Source organism: Hydrogenimonas sp., assembly GCF_029933015.1.
In the GTDB taxonomy this organism is placed as follows: domain Bacteria; phylum Campylobacterota; class Campylobacteria; order Campylobacterales; family Hydrogenimonadaceae; genus Hydrogenimonas.
On sequence record NZ_JAOZOZ010000001.1, the window covers coordinates 23,444 to 41,482 of the forward strand.

General features: G+C 57.7%; 14 protein-coding genes. 11 read left to right on the forward strand and 3 right to left on the reverse strand.

Annotated features, from left to right (window positions below; all coding sequences use genetic code 11):
• Positions 1-239 precede the first annotated feature (239 nt).
• Complete coding sequence (locus Q1K23_RS00115) at positions 240-1,070, reverse strand: 5-bromo-4-chloroindolyl phosphate hydrolysis family protein (RefSeq protein ID WP_300360810.1); 831 nt, start codon at positions 1,068-1,070, stop codon at positions 240-242.
• Positions 1,071-1,270: 200 nt separating this feature from the next.
• On the opposite strand from Q1K23_RS00115, the gene Q1K23_RS00120 reads away from it, so the two are divergent.
• Positions 1,271-2,056 carry a TIGR00266 family protein gene (locus Q1K23_RS00120; RefSeq protein WP_300360813.1) on the forward strand — a complete coding sequence of 262 codons (786 nt, stop codon included), beginning with the start codon at positions 1,271-1,273 and terminating at the stop codon, positions 2,054-2,056.
• Between the two features lie 4 nt (positions 2,057-2,060).
• On the opposite strand, the gene Q1K23_RS00125 is transcribed toward Q1K23_RS00120, so the two are convergent.
• Both Q1K23_RS00125 and Q1K23_RS00130 read right to left on the reverse strand, forming a co-directional pair.
• Positions 2,061-5,513: an acyl-[ACP]--phospholipid O-acyltransferase gene (locus tag Q1K23_RS00125; protein ID WP_300360816.1), complete on the reverse strand. Its 3,453-nt coding sequence runs from the start codon at positions 5,511-5,513 to the stop codon at positions 2,061-2,063.
• A complete protein-coding gene (locus Q1K23_RS00130; RefSeq protein WP_300360819.1) occupies positions 5,510-6,166 on the reverse strand; it encodes a MerR family transcriptional regulator in 657 nt (218 codons plus the stop codon). The genes Q1K23_RS00125 and Q1K23_RS00130 overlap by 4 nt, the downstream gene beginning before the upstream one ends.
• 272 nt (positions 6,167-6,438) lie before the next feature.
• On the opposite strand from Q1K23_RS00130, the gene Q1K23_RS00135 reads away from it, so the two are divergent.
• Genes Q1K23_RS00135 through nuoI form a run of 10 tightly spaced genes read left to right on the forward strand, consistent with a single transcriptional unit; the run spans position 6,439 to position 18,037 of the window.
• On the forward strand, positions 6,439-6,828 hold the full coding sequence (locus Q1K23_RS00135; RefSeq protein WP_300360822.1) for an NAD(P)H-quinone oxidoreductase subunit 3: 390 nt from the start codon (positions 6,439-6,441) through the stop codon (positions 6,826-6,828).
• The gene (locus tag Q1K23_RS00140; RefSeq protein WP_300360825.1) at positions 6,810-7,319 is read left to right on the forward strand and encodes an NADH-quinone oxidoreductase subunit B; all 510 of its coding nucleotides are present in this window, start codon (positions 6,810-6,812) and stop codon (positions 7,317-7,319) included. Before Q1K23_RS00135 ends, Q1K23_RS00140 begins: the two co-directional genes overlap by 19 nt.
• Entirely contained in the window at positions 7,319-8,128 is an 810-nt protein-coding gene (locus tag Q1K23_RS00145) for an NADH-quinone oxidoreductase subunit C (protein ID WP_300360828.1), read from the forward strand. The genes Q1K23_RS00140 and Q1K23_RS00145 overlap by 1 nt, the downstream gene beginning before the upstream one ends.
• 10 nt (positions 8,129-8,138) lie before the next feature.
• Entirely contained in the window at positions 8,139-9,371 is a 1,233-nt protein-coding gene (nuoD, locus tag Q1K23_RS00150) for an NADH dehydrogenase (quinone) subunit D (protein ID WP_300360831.1), read from the forward strand.
• A gap of 12 nt (positions 9,372-9,383) precedes the next feature.
• Entirely contained in the window at positions 9,384-9,614 is a 231-nt protein-coding gene (locus Q1K23_RS00155; protein ID WP_300360833.1) for an NADH-ubiquinone oxidoreductase subunit E family protein, read from the forward strand.
• Complete coding sequence (locus Q1K23_RS00160; protein WP_300360835.1) at positions 9,614-11,656, forward strand: FAD-dependent oxidoreductase; 2,043 nt, start codon at positions 9,614-9,616, stop codon at positions 11,654-11,656. Before Q1K23_RS00155 ends, Q1K23_RS00160 begins: the two co-directional genes overlap by 1 nt.
• Before the next feature lie 10 nt (positions 11,657-11,666).
• Entirely contained in the window at positions 11,667-13,934 is a 2,268-nt protein-coding gene (locus tag Q1K23_RS00165; protein WP_300360838.1) for a 2Fe-2S iron-sulfur cluster-binding protein, read from the forward strand.
• Positions 13,927-16,413 (forward strand): NADH-quinone oxidoreductase subunit G, encoded by a 2,487-nt coding sequence (locus Q1K23_RS00170; RefSeq protein WP_300360841.1) that lies wholly within the window; start codon positions 13,927-13,929, stop codon positions 16,411-16,413. The genes Q1K23_RS00165 and Q1K23_RS00170 overlap by 8 nt, the downstream gene beginning before the upstream one ends.
• A 3-nt stretch (positions 16,414-16,416) precedes the next feature.
• Positions 16,417-17,412, forward strand: a complete 996-nt coding sequence (nuoH, locus tag Q1K23_RS00175) for an NADH-quinone oxidoreductase subunit NuoH (RefSeq protein WP_300360844.1) — start codon at positions 16,417-16,419, stop codon at positions 17,410-17,412.
• Between the two features lie 10 nt (positions 17,413-17,422).
• The gene (nuoI, locus tag Q1K23_RS00180; protein ID WP_300360847.1) at positions 17,423-18,037 is read left to right on the forward strand and encodes an NADH-quinone oxidoreductase subunit NuoI; all 615 of its coding nucleotides are present in this window, start codon (positions 17,423-17,425) and stop codon (positions 18,035-18,037) included.
• The last annotated feature ends 2 nt before the right edge of the window (positions 18,038-18,039 follow it).

The following is an 18,039-nucleotide window of genomic DNA, read 5'->3' on the forward strand; positions in this document are numbered from 1 at the left end:
CGATTGACTCTTCCAGCCGCTCTTTGAGTTTCGTTTCCATCATGATCTTCCTTTTCATTGATATGTTACGCGAGTCATGAGCGAAGCCCATGACTCGGCAGGGACTGACCGTCCCCTGCACCCCCCTGAAGCTTCGAATGCATAGGCATTCGAGATGACGTCCCGTCAAAACGGAATTTTTGGCGGAACGTCAATTACCGGAACTTCCGTTGCTATCAAAATACGTTTCTGTAATAGTGTCAATGTTTCAACTGCTCCCTGAGGGCGTCGATCTGCACGTCGAGTTCAAAAAGATCGTTCGACCTGAGCCGTTCGAGCTCTTCGTCGAAACGCCGGGCCGCTTCCTGCAGCAGCTCGATCAGACGCCGCCGCATGGGCGGGTCGATCTGTTCGGCTTTCACGGTGTGGTACTGCCGGATCACGTCGGCGACACCGTCGAGATAGACGACGAGAAATTTCCTGGCGACCCGGATGTCCCGGGGGTCCGACCGGATCGTCTCCAGTATGGCGTGCGCCCGGTGCAGGGTCTTTCCCAGAGCTTCGGCCAGCTCCGGGTCTTCGATGCGCCGGGCCCCTTTTTCTATCTCTGCCACTCTCTCTTCCGCTTCCCGGAGGTTTCGGAAAAGGTGTTCGGGGTTGACGTCGCCGGTGGTTCGCGGCAGTTTGTCGCGCACGGGGTCGGTGCCGTAATAGAGCAGCGCGCCGCCGGCCGTGACTGATGCTACGATCAGGCTCTCCCACCAGGAAGCCTCCACGGTGGTGATGCCCAGAAAGAGGACCGTCGCGAAGAGCGCGAGGCTGCCTGCGATCTTCCAGGGAATCTTCGGTGCTTTGGCGATGGCGGCGTGTTCGTAGCGCAGGCTCTCTTTGATTCCACGCTCCATCCAGCGGATCGAAAGGTAGAGTCCACCGAATCCCAGAAGTTTGCAGAAAAAGAGGCCGTAGTGCCCCGCGAAAAGGGAAGCGGTGACGGAAAGGAGCAGAAAAGGAGCGAAAAAGTAGAGCAGCCAGGGGCGCGAGGCTTTCGCGAGAATGTCGGCCGATGCGGAGCGATTTGGCGTTTCGGTCATCGTGTCCCCTTAAAAGAGTCCGCCGAATACGGTCCAGGCCAATCCGTAGAACAGAAAGAGAAAACCGAAAATTCTGCGGTAATCCATGCACCTTCCTTCACATCTTTGCCGATGATTTTAGCCGAAAATCGTTCGGCGTGCAACACAGACGCTTTCGGAATGATAAAATAGGATCGTGAATCCATCATGAAGGAGAAAAGATGCAGTGCCACGAAATAGACTATCGGATCATCGGTGACGATCTGCAGATCGTCGAAGTGGAGCTCGATCCGGGCGAGACGGTCATCGCCGAAGCGGGAGCGATGGCGTGGATGGACGACCACATCGCCTTCGAGAGCAAAATGGGAGACGGCAGCGAAACCTCCGGCGGGTTTTTCGATACCGTCATCGGCGCGGGAAAACGCCTGATCACGGGAGAGTCGCTCTTCATGACCCACTTCACCAACCGGGGAGAGGGCAAACGCCACGTCGCCTTCGGCGCCCCTTTCCCGGGCAAGATCATCCCCCTCGACCTGTCGGAGTTCGGCAACGAGATCTTCTGTCAGAAAGACGCCTTTTTGTGTGCGGCCCTGGGGACGAAACTCGACATCTCCTTCAGCCGCAAACTGGGCCGCGGCTTCTTCGGCGGCGAAGGTTTCATCATGGAGCATCTGCAGGGAGACGGCATGGCCTTTCTGCACGCCGGCGGCACGATCGTCAGGAAAGAGCTGAACGGGGAGAGGATATTCGTCGACACGGGGTGTCTCGTCGCCTACACGAAGGGGATCGATTTCGATGTCCAGCGGGCCGGCGACCTCAAGTCGATGCTCTTTGGCGGCGAAGGCCTTTTCCTGGCCACGCTGGAGGGGCACGGGACGGTCTATCTGCAGAGCCTCCCCTTCTCAAGACTCGCCGACCGCATCATCGCGAGCGCCCCTTCGGCCGGAGGAAGCGACCAGGGAGAGGGGTCGCTGCTCGGCGGCATCTCGACGATGTTCGAGCGATAGAGGGTCAGCCCCCTTCGCTTGCCAGCTTTTTGGCCAGCTTTTTGGCCCCCTTGAAGTCGGCCTTTCCGCTGGCGAGTTTCGGTAGCGATTCGACCCTGAAAACCCTGGAGGGCTGCATGATGGGAGCCATGTCGCTCTTTTTGATCCGCTCCGTCACTTCGGCCGGCTCCATTTCGGCTGTGTAGAGGAGCACGACGGTCTCCCCCTTCTTGTCGTCGGGCAGATCGACGGCGATCGCTTCGAAATCCTCTCCGAAAAGGGTTTCGATCCGCTCTTCCACGCTTCCCAGGCCGATCATTTCGCCGCCGATTTTCGCGAACCGGCTGTAGCGGCCCGCGATATAGATGAAACCGTCTTCGTCGAGATGTCCCTTGTCGCCCGTTTTGTAGTACCGCACACCTTCTATTTTCGTCAGCACTTCCGCCGTTTTTTCGGGATCGCCGAGATACCCTTTCATCACCTGGATACCGCCCACGAGGATCAGTCCGTCGTCACCCGCGGGCAGCTCCTCCAGCGTGTCGGGATCGACGATTCTGACGACGGTACCCGGAAGCGGCTGCCCGACGCTGCCCGGTTTGTTCCCGACGATGACCCGAAGGGTGTCGGGATCGAGCGCGTCGGGCATGTTGACGGCGATGACCGGAGAGGTTTCCGTGGTCCCGTACCCCTCGTAGAGGTCGACACCGAATTTGGCCTTGAAAGCCGTTTTGATCTCCGGCTTGAGTTTCTCCGCGCCGGCCACGGCCATTCTGAGGGTCTGGAACATCAGGGGATGGAGTTTTCTGTTTTTCGTATAGAGTCTGAAAAAGGTGGAGGTCCCGAAAAGGATCGTCGCCTGCCACCGGGCAGCCATCTTCCCCACGGTCACGGCGTCGGTCGGGTCGGGGACGCATGCCAGCAGTATGCCTTCGCAAAGGGGCAGCAGGGTCGTGACCGTGAGGCCGAAGGAGTGGAAGATGGGCAGGGAACCCAGGATGACGTCCTCGTCGGTGAAGTTGATCATGGCGCCGACCTGTTTGATGTTGCCGAGCAGGTTTTTGTGGGTCAGCTCGATCCCTTTGGGCGTCCCCTCGCTGCCGCTGCTGAAAAGGATCGTCGCCGTCTCCTCGAGAGAGACCGGCGCGAAACGGAGTTTTCGCAGCAGAAAAGCAGGAAGCAGCAGGGCTTCGAGGAACGTCACGGTTTTGTCCCGTTTCGTGAAGGAGGCACCGAGCGTTTCCGCATGGAGGATCCTGTCGCCCAGAAGTGCGGCGGGATCGAAGCCCCTGGCGGCCAGTTTTTTCAGGAATTTTTCCGAGGAGACGACCGTCTGCAGATCGGCTTTTTCGACGGCCGCCCTCATCGCTTCGGGAGGCAGCGTGTAGTTGAGGTTGACGGGGCGTTTCCCCAGGACGAAAAGGGCCATGTTGACGATGGCGCCGGCGGCGGAAGAGGGCAGAATCACACCGACGTTGCTCTGATCTTTCAGTTTGGGCTTCAGCGCTTTGGCGAAAAGCAGCACGGCGCTGAGCATCCGTGCTCCCGTGAGCTCTGTACCCGACGCGTCGACGAGAACCTGTCGGAAGGGGTGGGCTTTCATACGATCGAGCCATTGTAGATGCAGCGGCTCCATACGGGACACCGTGTTCTCCCAGGCTCTGAGGGAGAGGGCCTGAACTCTCTTTTTCAGTGTATGGGCCGTCGTGCCGGAGGGGAGCGGTTTTCCGAAAACGACGCCGATATCGCGGCGCGGGCCGGTTTTTGAGAGGAGTTTGTAGCGTGTCTGGGCCCTCGAAAAGGTCGATCCCCACAGACCGTGCAGATAGAAGGGGAGGATGGGGTGGTCGGCCTCTTTCATGATCAGTTCGAAGCCCTTTTTGAACTCGCCGAGCTGGCCGTTGTAGCTGATGCGCCCTTCGGGGAAAAGGGCCACGACCTCGCCTTTGTCGAGCCGCTCCCTGACCTTTTCGATGGCCCCCTTGCCCGAGATGCCCGAGATCGGAATGACGTTGAACCACTTCAGGAACCATTTGAGATACCACTGCTCGTAGATCCGCTTCTCCATGACGAATTTGATGGCGCGGGGAGAGGCGACCTGGAGAATCAGCCAGTCGATCCAGCTGACGTGGTTGCCCAGCAGCAGGACGCCGCCGGTCTGGGGCAGGTTTTCGAGCCCTTCGACGAAGATCCGGTAGCGGGTGCGCAGAATCGGAAGCAGCATCAGCCGCGCGACGAGCTGGGGCACTTTGAGCATGGCGTAGACCGTGCCGCCCAGCGTGATCCACGCGGCGATATGGAAAATCCCCGTCGACGAGAATCCGATCTGCACCAGAAAGATCGCAGCCAGCAGAAAGAGCACCATCGCGATGTTCTGGATGAAGTTGTTCCCGGCCAGGATGGTGCCCATTTTGTGTTCGGGCGCCAGATACTGGATCGCGGCGTTGAACGGTACGATCACCAGTCCGCCGAAGAAGCCGAAGGCGAAGCTCGCGGCGGCCATCACCGACGCTCCCGGGGCCGCCGCGAACGTCGTCAGGGAGAGGAACATGCCCAGCGCACCGACGGGAACGATGCCGAATTCGATGTGGCGGCGGCTCAGACGCCCCGCCGCGACCGAGCCGATGATGAGGCCGACGGCGCTGACGGCCAGGATACCCTGGATGATGACGGTGTTTTCGTCCCCCGTCACGCTCTTGTAGTGGGCGGGAAAGGCGGCCACGACGAGCTGGGAGACGCCCCAGAAGAGGCTCAGTCCCATGATGCTGATCCAGACGGTTCCGTCGCTTCGCAGCAGGGCGATATTCTCTTTGAGATAGCCGAGCCGCAGGTAGTTTTTCATGTCGAAGGTCAGCGCTTCGGCACGGATCGAACTGGGCGGTATTCTGAACGCGAACCAGCTCTCCAGCAGCGTCATGGCCACCAGGAGCCACCCCAGCGGCGCGATCGATCGCAGAATGGCGTCGGGTGTCGCGGCGCCGTCGTAGAGCGATTCGAACCCGATCGAAAAGAGCAGGGCGCTTCCAAGAATGGCGGCGATCGTCGCCGCCTGGACGATACCGTTGGCGTAGGCGAGCCTCCGGGAGCCGACGAGCTCTCGGATCAGGCCGTATTTGGCCGGCGAGTAGAGGGCGCTCTGCACGGCCAGCAGAAAGGTCAGGGCGAAGGCGAACCAGAACCATCCCGCATAGTAGCTGAGTGTCGCCAGAAGCGCCAGAAGAACGCTGGCGAGGGCGGCGTACCGGATGATGCCGGTTTTGTGAAACCGGTCGGAAAGATAGCCCGAGGGTGAAAAGAGGAGAATGAAGGGGATCAGGATCAGGGCGTTGACCAGGGCGCTGAGGATAATGAGCGTATCCCCCTCGAAGCTCTTGATCAGGACGTTCTGGATCGTGATCTTGTGGGCGATGTCGGTCATCGCGTTGAAAACGAGAACGAAAAGAAAGGGCAGAAAACCTCGGATCTTCCAGAGCCGGTTCATTCTTCACCCGCTCTCTCCTGATAGGTGTGGACCAGGTGCATATTGAAGAGATAGGGTTTGAGAATCAGCGTGGCGTCGAAGAGCGTCTTGACCACATCGTTTTTCTCTCCGCTCCTGTCCAGAAGCCGTCGGGCGAGATCCGTTTCGCGCCGGGCGACCTCTCTGGCGTGTTCGATGTAGGTTTTCAGCAGCGTCCCCTCCGGATCGATCTTTTCGAGCTCCAGCAGTATCGAGAGAATCTCGATCTCCTTTTCGCTGAAGCCCCCCTTCCGCCTGAACACGGCGCCCATCCGCAGGTAACGCTCCAGTGTTTTTGCATCGATTCCCAGCTTTTCGCACACCTCCGCGTCGGACATGATGACGGGTGTCGCGGGGGCCGTCAGCGTGTCGAGGGTCTCCAGTACCGCTTCGAAACCTCTTGAAAAGTCGAAATCCCCATCCCGCAGCAGTGTTTTGATCTGGCCGATGGAGGCGTTGAAATGGGTCTGGAGGTATTTGATGAAACGGATCCGGTCGACGAAATCGTCGTCGTAGAGATGGACGTTGGGTTTGATCTTTTTCGGTTCGGGCAGGAGCCCCTCCCTGATATAGTAGAGAATCGTCGATTTGGGCGTATCGGTCATTTGGGTGAGCTGGCTCATTTTCAGTGCCACGGAAACTCCTTGATTCGGGATGATTCGTTTCGCCAATCTTAGCCAAAGAGAGTATTGAGTGTCAAGTAGTGCTTTACAAAAATGGACGCGGCCGCACTGCTACTTTTTCGGACAGTTCGCCGTTTCCTCTGTTTCCATGCGAAACACACATTTTTTTTGTGGAGGCTGCGGAAGCGGTACAATCTTGATTTAAAGTTTATTTGTTAAACTACCCTAACATTGGTTTATAGACACTAAACAAAGCATCAACGGCTTTGAACAAAGGGGTTTAGATGACACATATGGCTGTGGAACATCCATATTTCGGTGCCTTTCTGCTGCTGCTGATCACCTTCGGTGCATTCAGCCTGACCGTCGCCATCTCACGCTATATCGGCAGGAGGCTGGCGAGACTCGATACCGAGAAGCTCAAGCTCACGATCTACGAGTGCGGGCCCGAGGTGACGAAGCAGCCCAACTCGATTTCGGCGCAGTTCTATCTGTTCGCCCTGCTTTTCATCCTCTTCGATGTCGAAATCATCTTCATGTTCCCATGGGCGATCGACTTCAAGATTCTCGGATGGTTCGGATTCGTCGAAATGATTCTCTTTATCGTATTGCTTGCAATCGGATTTATCTACGCATGGAAGAAAGGAGCGCTTGAATGGCACAGCATCAAGTAAACTACACACAAAGCGGCGGTCTGCCGGTCGCCCTGACGACGGTGGACAAGATCCTCAACTGGGGACGAAGCAACTCGCTCTGGGCGCTGACCTACGGACTTGCCTGCTGTGCGATCGAAATGATGGCATCGGGCGCGAGCCGCTACGACTTCGACCGGTTCGGTACGATCTTCCGCGCCTCGCCCCGCCAGGCCGACCTGATGATCGTCGCCGGCACCCTGACGAAGAAGCACGCGGAGTTCATCCGCCGTCTCTACGACCAGATGACGGAGCCCAAATGGGTCATCTCCATGGGAAGCTGCGCCAACACCGGCGGTATGTTCAACACCTACGCCACGGTCCAGGGCGTCGACCGCGTCATTCCCGTCGATCTCTATCTTCCCGGATGTGCGCCGCGGCCCGAAACGCTGCAGTACGCGGTGATGCTGCTTCAGCAGAAGATCCGCAGAGAGTCCGCGAACAAATCTCAAAAACCGAAAAGGCTGGTATGATGAGACCTTATACTCCCAAAGACAACGTACAGAAGAAAGCCTACTATACCGACCGTTTCTGGGTGGCTCCTCGCATTCCCGAAGAGCCGGTACCGGAGGGTAGCGACTACGCCGAAGACGTGGCGGCCGTGAAGAAGGCGTGCAAAGTCCTCAACGCCTACATCCAGCGCGGCCAGCTCGTCATCTACGTCAATTCCGAAGACAATGTCACGGCACTCAAAGCGCTGAAAGAGGAGAGGGGCTACGACATGCTCTCGGAACTGAGTGCCGTCGACTTCCTCGCCGAGCGCGGCGGTTTCGAGGTGTTTTATCAGCTTTTGAACCTGAATGCCGCAAGAAGGCTCCGCGTCAAATGCTTCGTCGAAGAGAACCACGCGGTAGAAAGCGTCAATCCGCTCTATCGTAGTGCCGACTGGGCCGAGCGTGAGATGTGGGATCTGATGGGTGTCAAGGTCAACAACCACCCCTATCTCAAGCGTCTCATCATGCCCGACGACTGGGAGGGCCATCCGCTGCGAAAGACCTATCCTCTCGAAGGGGACGAGTTCGCCCAGTGGTACGAAGTCGACAAGATTTTCGGCAAAGAGGCCCGCGACATCATCGGACCCGAAAACAGGGATCCGGGCCGTATCGACCGCTACGACACGGAGCGTTTCGCGCGTCTGGGACACGAAGTTCCCCGCGGTGCGCCGGCCGAGATGGTCGACAAGGCGGAGGAGACTCCGATCAGCTATCAGGAAGAGGAGGGTGTCTTCCTGATTCAGAAACTCTCGGCAGAGAATTCAAAAGTTTTGGACAAGAGAAGATAAGGGGACGCGGATGCAACAGACCAACAAACTACGACCATTTTTCGAAAACCTGGAGTTCGAGCGCGAAGACAACCATATGGTGATCAACTTCGGTCCCCAGCACCCCTCCGCCCACGGACAGCTCCGGCTGATTCTGGAGCTCGACGGCGAGCAGATCGTCCGCGCGGTACCCGATATCGGATATCTGCACCGGGGAATGGAGAAGATGGCGGAAAACATGATCTACAACGAGTTTCTGCCCACCACCGACCGGATGGACTACATCGCGGCCACGTCGAACAACTACGGATTCGCCCTGGCGGTCGAGCGGCTGCTCGGCATCGAGGACAAGGTGCCCAGACGCGCCAAGGTGATCCGGACGATGCTGCTGGAGATCAACCGCATCATCTCCCACCTCTTCTGGCTGGCGACCCACGCCCTGGACGTCGGTGCGATGAGCGTCTTCCTCTACTGCTTCCGCGAGCGTGAATTCGCGATGGACCTGATGGAGGACTACTGCGGTGCGCGCCTGACCCACTCGGCCGTCCGTATCGGCGGCGTGCCCCTCGATCTTCCCGATGGGTGGCTGGGCGCGCTGGCGAAATTCGTCAACGAGCTCCCGTCCAACATCAAGGACTACGAGGATCTTCTGACCGAAAACCGCATCTGGCGCATGCGTCTGGAGGGTGTCGGTGTCATCGATGCCGATCTGGCCAGAAGCTGGGGATGTACGGGACCGATTCTTCGGGCCACAGGGATCGAATACGATATCCGTAAAGAGGAGCCCTACGAGCTCTACGACGAGCTTGAGTTCGACATTCCCGTCACGAATACGGGTGACAGCTACGGCCGTTACAAACTCTACATGGAAGAGATGCGCCAGTCGGCACGCATTCTGCAGCAGCTGATCGCGATGTACGACGAGACGGAGCCGGAGCTGATGGCCCACGTGCCCCAGTACATCTCCGCGCCCAAAGAGGACATCATGACCCAGAACTATTCGTTGATGCAGCACTTCGTACTGGTTACCCAGGGGATGCGCCCGCCGGTCGGCGAGGTCTACGTACCCACCGAAAGCCCGAAAGGGGAGCTGGGCTTCTACATCAACTCCCAGGGTGAGCCCTATCCCTACCGCCTGAAGGTACGGGCTCCGAGTTTCTGGCACTGCGGCATCCTTCAGGATATCCTGCCGGGCAGCTATATCGCCGATGTCGTCACGATCATCGGTAACACCAACATCGTCTTCGGCGAAATCGACAGATAAGGGGGAGAGAACATGGTACGTTACGATTTGCGCCATCTGAAAGATAGTTTCTACGACAGAATGATGGAGTTGCTCGAGACCGGCACGAAGCCGGGCGAAGTCGCGATCTTTCTCTTCGAAATCGGGGATTTCTCTCCGATCCAGAAAAGCGCCGATCTGGTCAAGGAGGCTGGACATGAGCTGCTGAACTCGCTCAAGTTCAACGAAGTCGACTGGACCATCATGGTGAGAAGGAAAAAATAGTGGCCCGAGTGGTTTTTTCGACCTGGCGCGGTGAGTTCATCGACAACCGCGGCAAGCCCGAAGAGGAGTGGGTCGAGTCCGAATACAAGCTTCCCGAGCGGTACGAAGCGGACCGCGACGCGAAAGCCTTCATCGGCTGGGACGGGTTCGCCGTGTTCGACGAAAGCATCGACGTCGTACGCCTGGGAACGGAGTACGCGCATACCTACCAGAAGTATTCGGAAGCTTGCGGCCGTTGTGCGCCGGGCCGATGGGGCGGTCGGATCCTCTACGACCTGATGGACAAGATCGCCCGCGGCGAAGGGGAAGTGAGCGATCTCGAGCATCTCAAAGAGGTGTCGCGTACCATGATGGAGACGAGCAAGTGTGAAATCGGCCGTACCGTGCCCAAGCCGCTGCTCGACATGATGGAGCACTACCACGACACCTTCATGGACCTGATCGAAAACAAGAAAAAGAGTCCCGACTACGACAAAGAGGATATCAGCTACATCGCGAAGGTCACCGCGCCCTGTATGGACGCCTGCCCGACCCATGTGGACATTCCCGCCTACATCGAGGGTGTGCGCGACCTGCGTTACGACGATTCGCTCAAAGCGACCCGAAAATCGATGCCGCTGGCCCATACCTGCGGCCGTGTCTGTCCCCATCCCTGCGAGGACGAGTGCCGCCGCGCCAATCTGGACGAGCCGATCTCGATCATGGAGCTCAAACGCATCGGCGCAGACTACGAAACCGATCGCGGTTTCGAGTGGCTTCATCCCGAAGAGCCCGCGAAGGAGAAGACGGACAAGCGTGTCGCGATCGTCGGAGCGGGTCCCGCGGGACTGACCGCCGCCTACTATCTGGGGGTCAGAGGCATCCAGTGCGACGTCTACGAGGAGCTTCCGGTGCTCGGCGGCGAGGTGGCCGTGGGCGTTCCCCAGTACCGCATGCCGATCGAGAAGTACAACAAGGATATCGAACTGGCCAAGAGCGTCGGCACCAACTTCATCATGAACACCAAAGTCGACGCCGAGATGCTTCGGAAGTTCGACAAGGAGTACGACGCGACGCTGCTGGCTTTCGGAACGCGCCTCTCCAAAAAGGTGCGCGCCAAGAACGAGCGCGATGATATGCCCGGTTACTGGGGCGCGATCAACTTCCTCGACTGTGTCAATCTCTGGGTCAAGTACGGCATTCCGATTCCCCAGGAGGTACGCGAGCAGCAGATGCTCGACAAGGAGTACGTCGACCTGACGGGCAAGACCGTGGTCTGTGTCGGCGGCGGCTTCACCTCGATGGACGTCGTGCGCTGTTCGATCCGCTGCAACGCCGACAAGGTGATCATGCTCTACCGCCGGGACGAGAAGACGATCATCCGAAACACGACCTACGAAGAGTACCACGAGGCGGTGGAAGAGGGTGTCGAGTTCATCTTCCACTCCGCTGTCGAGGAGATCATCGAAGACGAGAACGGACGCCTCAAGGCACTCAAGGTCAACCGTTTCGAACTGGTCCCCGATCCGGGCGGCGGACGTCCGCAGCTGGTGAAGATCGAGGGCGCCGATTTCGAGATCGAGTGCGACTATCTGATCCCCGCCGTCAGCCAGGCGGCCGATCTGGGCCTCCTGCCCGAAGAGTGGGAGCTGGAGCTCACCAGCTGGGGCACTCTCAAGACCAACGGACGCGACTACATGACGAGCCGCAAGGGGCTCTTCGCCGCCGGCGACTGCGAATACGGTCCGATGACGATCGTCAACGCCGTCGGACAGGCGCGCCGCGCCGCGTCGGTCATTTCGCGGTTCGTCCATACCGGCGAGATCACCCTGACCGACGAGGAGATCATGGAAGACCATCTGCGCCGACTCCGTGTCTACGACAAGAAGGAGAAGGTGACGGGATGGCTTCCGGGACTGCCCAGACAGGTGAGCGAGAAGCTCGGCGTCGACGAGCGGAAGTACAACAACCGCGAAGTCAATCTGGGATTCACCCAGGAAGAGGCGATCGCCGAGGCGGAACGCTGTATGCGGTGCTACTACATCGCGATGACGGCTGTATAAGGATGGGCGGATGATTACATTGACCATTGACGGACGAAAAGTCGAAGCGAAGAAGGGTGAGACGATCCTGCAGGCGGCACGCCGGGCAGGACTCTACATCCCGACGATGTGTTATTTGACCAAAGTGAAGCCGATCGCCTCCTGCCGCCTCTGCGTCGTGGAGGTTGAAGGCGCCGACGGCTTCATCCTCAGCTGCCAGGCCCCCGCACTGGACGGAATGGAGGTACGGACCAACTCCCCCGAACTCTTCTCCCACCGCCAGAACATCATGAAACTCTACGATGTCAACCACCCGCTCGAGTGCGGCGTGTGCGACAAGAGCGGTGCCTGCGACCTGCAGAACAAGACGCTGGAGTTCGGTGTCGACACCCAGGAGTTTTCGGCCCGTGATCACAAGCGCGACCTGCGGAAGTGGCAGTTCATCGGATACGACGAATCGCTCTGCATTCTCTGTGAGAAGTGTGTCCATGTCTGTAACGAAGTGATCGGCGACGACGCCATCGAGATCCACTACGGCGGATACAACTCCCGGATCCAGCCGAAAGGGACGGAAGAGCTGGAGTGTACCAACTGCGGCGAGTGTATCGCGGTCTGCCCGGTCGGCGCGATGATCAGCACCGATTTCCAGTACAAGGCAAACGCCTGGGAGCTGGAGAAGATCCCCGCGACGTGCGCCCACTGCAGCGCAGGCTGCGCCCTCAACTACGAGCGGAAATACGAAGGGGCGCTGGAGAAGAACGAACCGAAGATCTACCGCGTCACCAACGAGTTCGAATTCTCGACCCTCTGCGGGGCGGGACGATTCGGGTACGATTTCGAAAACCGTGTGGCGGGCAGGGACGAAGCGGCTTTCAAGAAGGCGCTGGAAGCCTTCCGAAAAGCCGATACGATCCGTTTCACGAGCCGCATCACCAACGAAGAGGCGATGATTCTCCAGAGATTGAAGGAAAAATACGGATACAGACTCGTCAACAAAGATGCGGGAAACTATCGGAAATTCCTCGAAGCGTATGCGACGATGAGCGGCAAGAGCCTCTTCAACGGCTCGCTCGAATCTCTGGCGGACGCCGACGGTATCATCGTACTGGGGACCCGCATCCTGACGGACAATCCGGCGGTGCGCTACCACATCACGATGGCATCCAAACGCCACAACGCGCGGGTCGTCTACATGCATCCGATGGAAGACGAAGAGATGAAAAACGTCGTGACCCAGTTCGTCAAGTACGAAGTGGGCACGGAAGAGGGCGTGCTGGCGCTGCTGGCGAAAACGATGCTCGAGGGTAAAATCGACGTCAAGAAGATCGAGGGTTTTCTCAAGGATCTCGACGAGGGGTATCTGAGTGCCGAAAGCAACGTCGGCGAAGAGGAGCTCGAAGCGGTCAAAACTTCGCTGGCACGCTGCAGGCGGATCGCGCTGGTGGTGGGAGAAGACTGCATCAACCACCCCAGAGCCACGCAGATCGCGCGTCTGGCGGCTCTGTTCGAGAGATTCGGCGGCATCTCGGTCCTTCCGGTGGCGCCGAAAACGAACTCGCTGGGCGTCGCCCTGATCTGCGACCTCGACGATGAGTCCGAAGGATATACGATCGGCTACAACACCCCGGGTGATTTCGTCCTGAGTTCACTGGGAGAGGGCGATCTGGATATGCCGGCGCTCAACCAGCAGGAGGGTACCTTCACGACGCTGAACAAACGGGTCGTGCCGACGAACGTGGCGCTTCCTTTCAAAGGGTATGTGCTCAACGACATCGCCAACGCCCTGGGTGTAGAGGCGGAGTTCACGATCGACTATACCGAAAGACTGCCGAAAGAGAAGGGGTTCGAAGCGGTTCGCTTCGACGATATCCCCTACTATTTCAGCAACAGCGAAGGAGAGGTCAGAGGCTACGAGCTCAGACGGCTCAAGCACGGCGTCGATTCGTCGCTGGAGGATATCGCGGAGCTTCCGGAATTCAACGGTCCGATCCTCTACCGTTGTGATCCGGTGCTGCAGTTCGGTCCGCAGACCTACCGCGCTTCCCAGCTCGAGGGCGAAGAGCCGGTACTCTACGGTGCGCAGCAGTTCGCCGTCGCGGCGAAGCTGCAGGAGGGGATGCGGGTGAGAGTCAACGTCGGAGGCGTCGAAATGGAGAGAGTGTTTAAAATCGACCCAACGCTGAAAGGTACGATCGCCCTCAATCCAACCTTTGACTTGGGATTAAGTGAAGATTTGTTATCTTCAAATTATCGATACAGTCAAAGCAAAATAGAAGTAGTGGGACAAGCCAATGAGTGATATTACGATCAAAATAGACGGGAAAGAGTGCAAAGCGAAAGAGGGTGAATATATCCTCAACATTGCACGTGCCAACGGCATATTCATTCCTGCCATCTGCTACCTGACGCGCTGCAGCCCTACGCTGGCCTGCCGTATCTGTCTGGTGGAGGCCGACGGCAAACAGGTCTACGCCTGTAACGCCAAAGCCAAGGATGGCATGGAGATCACGACGCTGACGGAAAACATTGCGGCGGAGCGTCGTGCGATCATGGAGGTCTACGATGTCAACCACCCGCTTCAGTGCGGTGTCTGCGACCAGTCGGGCGAGTGCGAACTGCAGAACTACACCCTCGAGATGGGTGTGGATGCACAGCACTACGCCATCAAGGACGTACAGAGGGAGTCGAAGGACTGGGGTCTGATCCATTACGATCCGGGTCTTTGTATCGTCTGCGAGCGTTGTGTGACGGTCTGTAAGGACATGATCGGCGATGCGGCCCTCAAAACGGTTCCGCGGGGAGGCGAGGCGCTGGACAAAGAGCTGAAAAACAGTATGCCCAAAGACGCTTACGCGATGTGGAACAAACTGAACAAATCGCTGATCGGTCCGACGACGGGCGAGACGCTCGAATGTACCGACTGCGGCGAATGTATCGCCGTCTGTCCGGTCGGCGCGCTGGTCAGCAGCGACTTCCAGTATACCTCCAACGCCTGGGAACTGACATCCATACCCGCCGCCTGTGCCCACTGTAGCGCCGCCTGTCATCTCTACTACGATGTCAAGCACACCAGTATCGACAATCCGGAACCGAAGATCTACCGTGTCAAGAACGAGTGGAACTACGTCTCCCTCTGCGGGGCGGGACGTTTCGGTTACGATTTCGAAAACCGTGTCGAGGGGAAAGACGAAGCGGCCTTCGAAAGAGCGGTGGAAGCCTTCAAAAAAGCCGATACGATCCGTTTCTCCTCTACGATCACCAACGAAGAGGCGATGATCCTGCAGCGGCTGAAAGAGAAGTACGGTTACAGACTTCTCAACGACGAGGCGAAACGTTTCCAGAAGTTTTTGAAAGAGTTTTCGGCGGTTTCGGGACAGGCTCTCTGGAGTGGCGAGCTCGGCGACATTCATCGGAGCGACTTCGTCGTGAGTGTCGGTTCACAGCTCAAGAGCGACAATCCCCGCGCACGGTTTGCCTTCAACAATGCCATCAAGATGAACAAGGGGGCGGGCCTCTATTTCCATCCCGTCAAGGACCCCGTCGTCGAAGGTTTCGGAAAGAACCTGATCGCCGTGAACCACAAGCCGGGTCTCGAAGAGGCGGCACTCTATCTGATTCTCGATCTCTTCGGTGACAAGAAGACGCTCCCCAAAGATGTCGTCAAATATCTGAATACTTTCCACAAGAAAGGGAAGAAGACGGTCGAAGAGACGATCAAGGAGAAAGTGGTCGAAAAAGTGACCAAAAAGGTCAAGGACGAGGAGACCGGCGAAGAGAAAGAGGTCACCGAAGAGGTCACCAAGATGGTTCCCAAAAAGGTCAAGAAAGAGATCGAAGTGGAGCTCAACGGCCTTCTCGACATCCTGGGAGCACCGGAAGATTTCGACGACAGAATGGTCAAAATGCTTGCCAAAAAAGAGAAATTCTCGATCATTCTGGGCGAGGATCTCATCAACCATCCCAAGGCGGAAAACCTGGCGAAGCTGGCGGGACTCATCGAGCGGCACACGAACTTCAAAGTGGTCGTACTTCCTCCCAAAACCAACACATTGGGCGTCAGCCTCATCTGCGACCTCGACGACGAAGCGGGTCAATACGTCGTCGGCTACAACGCGGAGGGTGATTTCGTCCTGAGCGCATCGGGCAAAGGGGACCTCGACATGCCTGCCATCAACCAGCAGGAGGGAACTTTCACCAACGTCGACAAGCGTGTCGTACCGACCTACGTCGCGCTTCCCTACAAGGGCTATCTGCTCAACGACATTGCGAACAGCCTGGGTGTCGAAGCCCGACTGACGGTCGACTATACGGCTGCCCTGCCGGAAGAGAAAGGGTTCAAGGCACTGAAATTCGACGATCTTCCGAACCACTATACGAACAGGGGAGAAGAGATTCGTGGTTATCACCTTGAAAACAGAGAGGTGCCGGCCGACAAGAAGGTCAAAGTCGGAAAGATCGACAAAAAAGAAGCGATGGAAGGCGAGATCGCCTATCGCTGCAATCCGGTTCTCCAGTTCAACGAATTTACGCAGAAAGCGCATGAAATCGCGACGGACGCAAAACTCTACGTTTCGTCGGAAAAACTGGAGAAACTCGGTTTGAACGAAGGTGACACCGTGCGTGTGAAACTGCCCGCCGGCAGTGTGGAACTCGCCGTCGCGTCCGACAAATTTATCGGCGGAGACATCGTCATGGTGCCGGATTTCGATCCGAGCATCGGAGCCGACAGACTCTTCTCAGTCAACCGATATCAAAACGTAACGATAGAAAAGGTGTAAGCCATGACATTAACTGGATTTGTAATCGCCACGATCATCAAGATCGTGCTGGTACTGGCAGTCTTCTCGGCGCTTGCGGGATTCGGTACCTACATCGAGCGTAAGGTACTGGCTTTCATGCAGAGACGTCTCGGTCCGATGCATGTCGGTCCCTACGGCATTCTGCAGGTGGCCGCCGACGGCCTCAAGCTCTTTACGAAAGAGGATATCATTCCCCAGAATTCGGTCAAGCCGATCTTCAGGATCGCGCCGATCATCGGAGCGGCGACAGCCTTCATCGCGCTGGCTGCGGTCCCGCTCTTCCCCGAGTTCGAAATGTTCGGAGTGACGATTCATCCGATCATCGCAGACATCAACGTCGGTGTGCTCTTTGTCCTCGGCGTCATGGCCAGCGGCCTTTTCGCTCCGCTTCTGGCGGGTATGGCGAGTGCGAACAAGTGGGGGCTTCTGGGTGCGGCACGTACCGCGATCCAGCTTCTGAGCTACGAGGTGGTGACGGGTCTTAGTATCCTGGCGCCTCTTATGATGGTCGGCTCTCTTTCGCTGATCGACATCAACAACTATCAGGCAGGCGGATTCACCGACTGGATCGTATGGAGCCAGCCGGTGGCGTTCATCCTCTTCCTGATCGCCGGTTTCGCGGAAACGAACCGTACACCCTTCGACCTTCTCGAACACGAAGCGGAGATCGTCGCGGGTTACGCCACGGAGTATTCCGGTATGCGATGGGGTATGTTCTTCATCGGTGAATACGCCAACATGATCACGCTGGCGTTTCTGGCGAGCCTGATCTTCCTGGGCGGATTCAACGACTGGGGATTCATTCCCGGAGGCCTGGCGATCGTTCTGAAGGTCTCCTTCCTCTTCTTCTTCTTCCTCTGGACACGGGCGGCGTGGCCGCATGTGAGACCGGATCAGTTGATGTGGCTCTGCTGGAAGGTTCTGATGCCGATCGCAGTAATAAACGTTGTCGTCACCGGCATCGTATTGATGATGTAAGGGGGAGAGTATGAGTCTGGAACAGTTCAAAGATAGAAACGTCGCGCAAAATTACACGTTCATTCCGGTCGACGAACCGCCGGTCGAGCCGCTTGACAAATTCAAACAGGTCGTCAAACGCACCTTCAAGGGTGAGCTCTTCGTCGGTCTGTGGGTCGTCTTCCGGGAAATGGTGCGGTTCAATATCCATACCGTCAAATATCCGATGGAGAAGCTTCCGATCTCCCCGCGCTACCGTGCGGTCCACAAGCTCTATAGACTTTTGGAGAGCGGCAACGAGCGGTGTATCGGGTGTGGTCTTTGTGAAAAGATCTGTATCGCCAACTGTATTCGAATGGATACGCGATACGACGAAAACCAGCGCAAAGAGGTGACGGAGTATACGATCAACCTGGGGCGCTGCATCTTCTGCGGCTACTGCGCGGAAGTCTGCCCCGAGCTGGCGATCGTTCATGGACAGCGCTACGAAAACGCCAGCGAGCAGCGGGCACACTTCGTACTGCGTGACGATATCCTGACACCGCTCGATTTCCTGAAAGAGGGCAAGCAGGAAGAGTTCGACGGATTCGGTGCGGTCAGCCCGAACGCGGATGAGCGTATCAAGAAAACGCCGACGGCGTATTAAGG

Excerpts from the sequence above, each read along its gene's own strand:
- Q1K23_RS00140 (WP_300360825.1), top strand. The coding sequence starts at position 6,810 with ATGGCACAGCATCAAGTAAACTACACACAAAGCGGCGGTCTGCCGGTC.
- nuoI (WP_300360847.1), top strand. The coding sequence starts at position 17,423 with ATGAGTCTGGAACAGTTCAAAGATAGAAACGTCGCGCAAAATTACACG.
- nuoH (WP_300360844.1), top strand. The coding sequence starts at position 16,417 with ATGACATTAACTGGATTTGTAATCGCCACGATCATCAAGATCGTGCTG.
- Q1K23_RS00120 (WP_300360813.1), top strand. The coding sequence starts at position 1,271 with ATGCAGTGCCACGAAATAGACTATCGGATCATCGGTGACGATCTGCAG.
- Q1K23_RS00135 (WP_300360822.1), top strand. The coding sequence starts at position 6,439 with ATGACACATATGGCTGTGGAACATCCATATTTCGGTGCCTTTCTGCTG.
- Q1K23_RS00155 (WP_300360833.1), top strand. The coding sequence starts at position 9,384 with ATGGTACGTTACGATTTGCGCCATCTGAAAGATAGTTTCTACGACAGA.
- Q1K23_RS00145 (WP_300360828.1), top strand. The coding sequence starts at position 7,319 with ATGAGACCTTATACTCCCAAAGACAACGTACAGAAGAAAGCCTACTAT.
- Q1K23_RS00170 (WP_300360841.1), top strand. The coding sequence starts at position 13,927 with ATGAGTGATATTACGATCAAAATAGACGGGAAAGAGTGCAAAGCGAAA.
- Q1K23_RS00125 (WP_300360816.1), bottom strand. The coding sequence starts at position 5,513 with ATGAACCGGCTCTGGAAGATCCGAGGTTTTCTGCCCTTTCTTTTCGTT.
- nuoD (WP_300360831.1), top strand. The coding sequence starts at position 8,139 with ATGCAACAGACCAACAAACTACGACCATTTTTCGAAAACCTGGAGTTC.
- Q1K23_RS00115 (WP_300360810.1), bottom strand. The coding sequence starts at position 1,070 with ATGACCGAAACGCCAAATCGCTCCGCATCGGCCGACATTCTCGCGAAA.
- Q1K23_RS00165 (WP_300360838.1), top strand. The coding sequence starts at position 11,667 with ATGATTACATTGACCATTGACGGACGAAAAGTCGAAGCGAAGAAGGGT.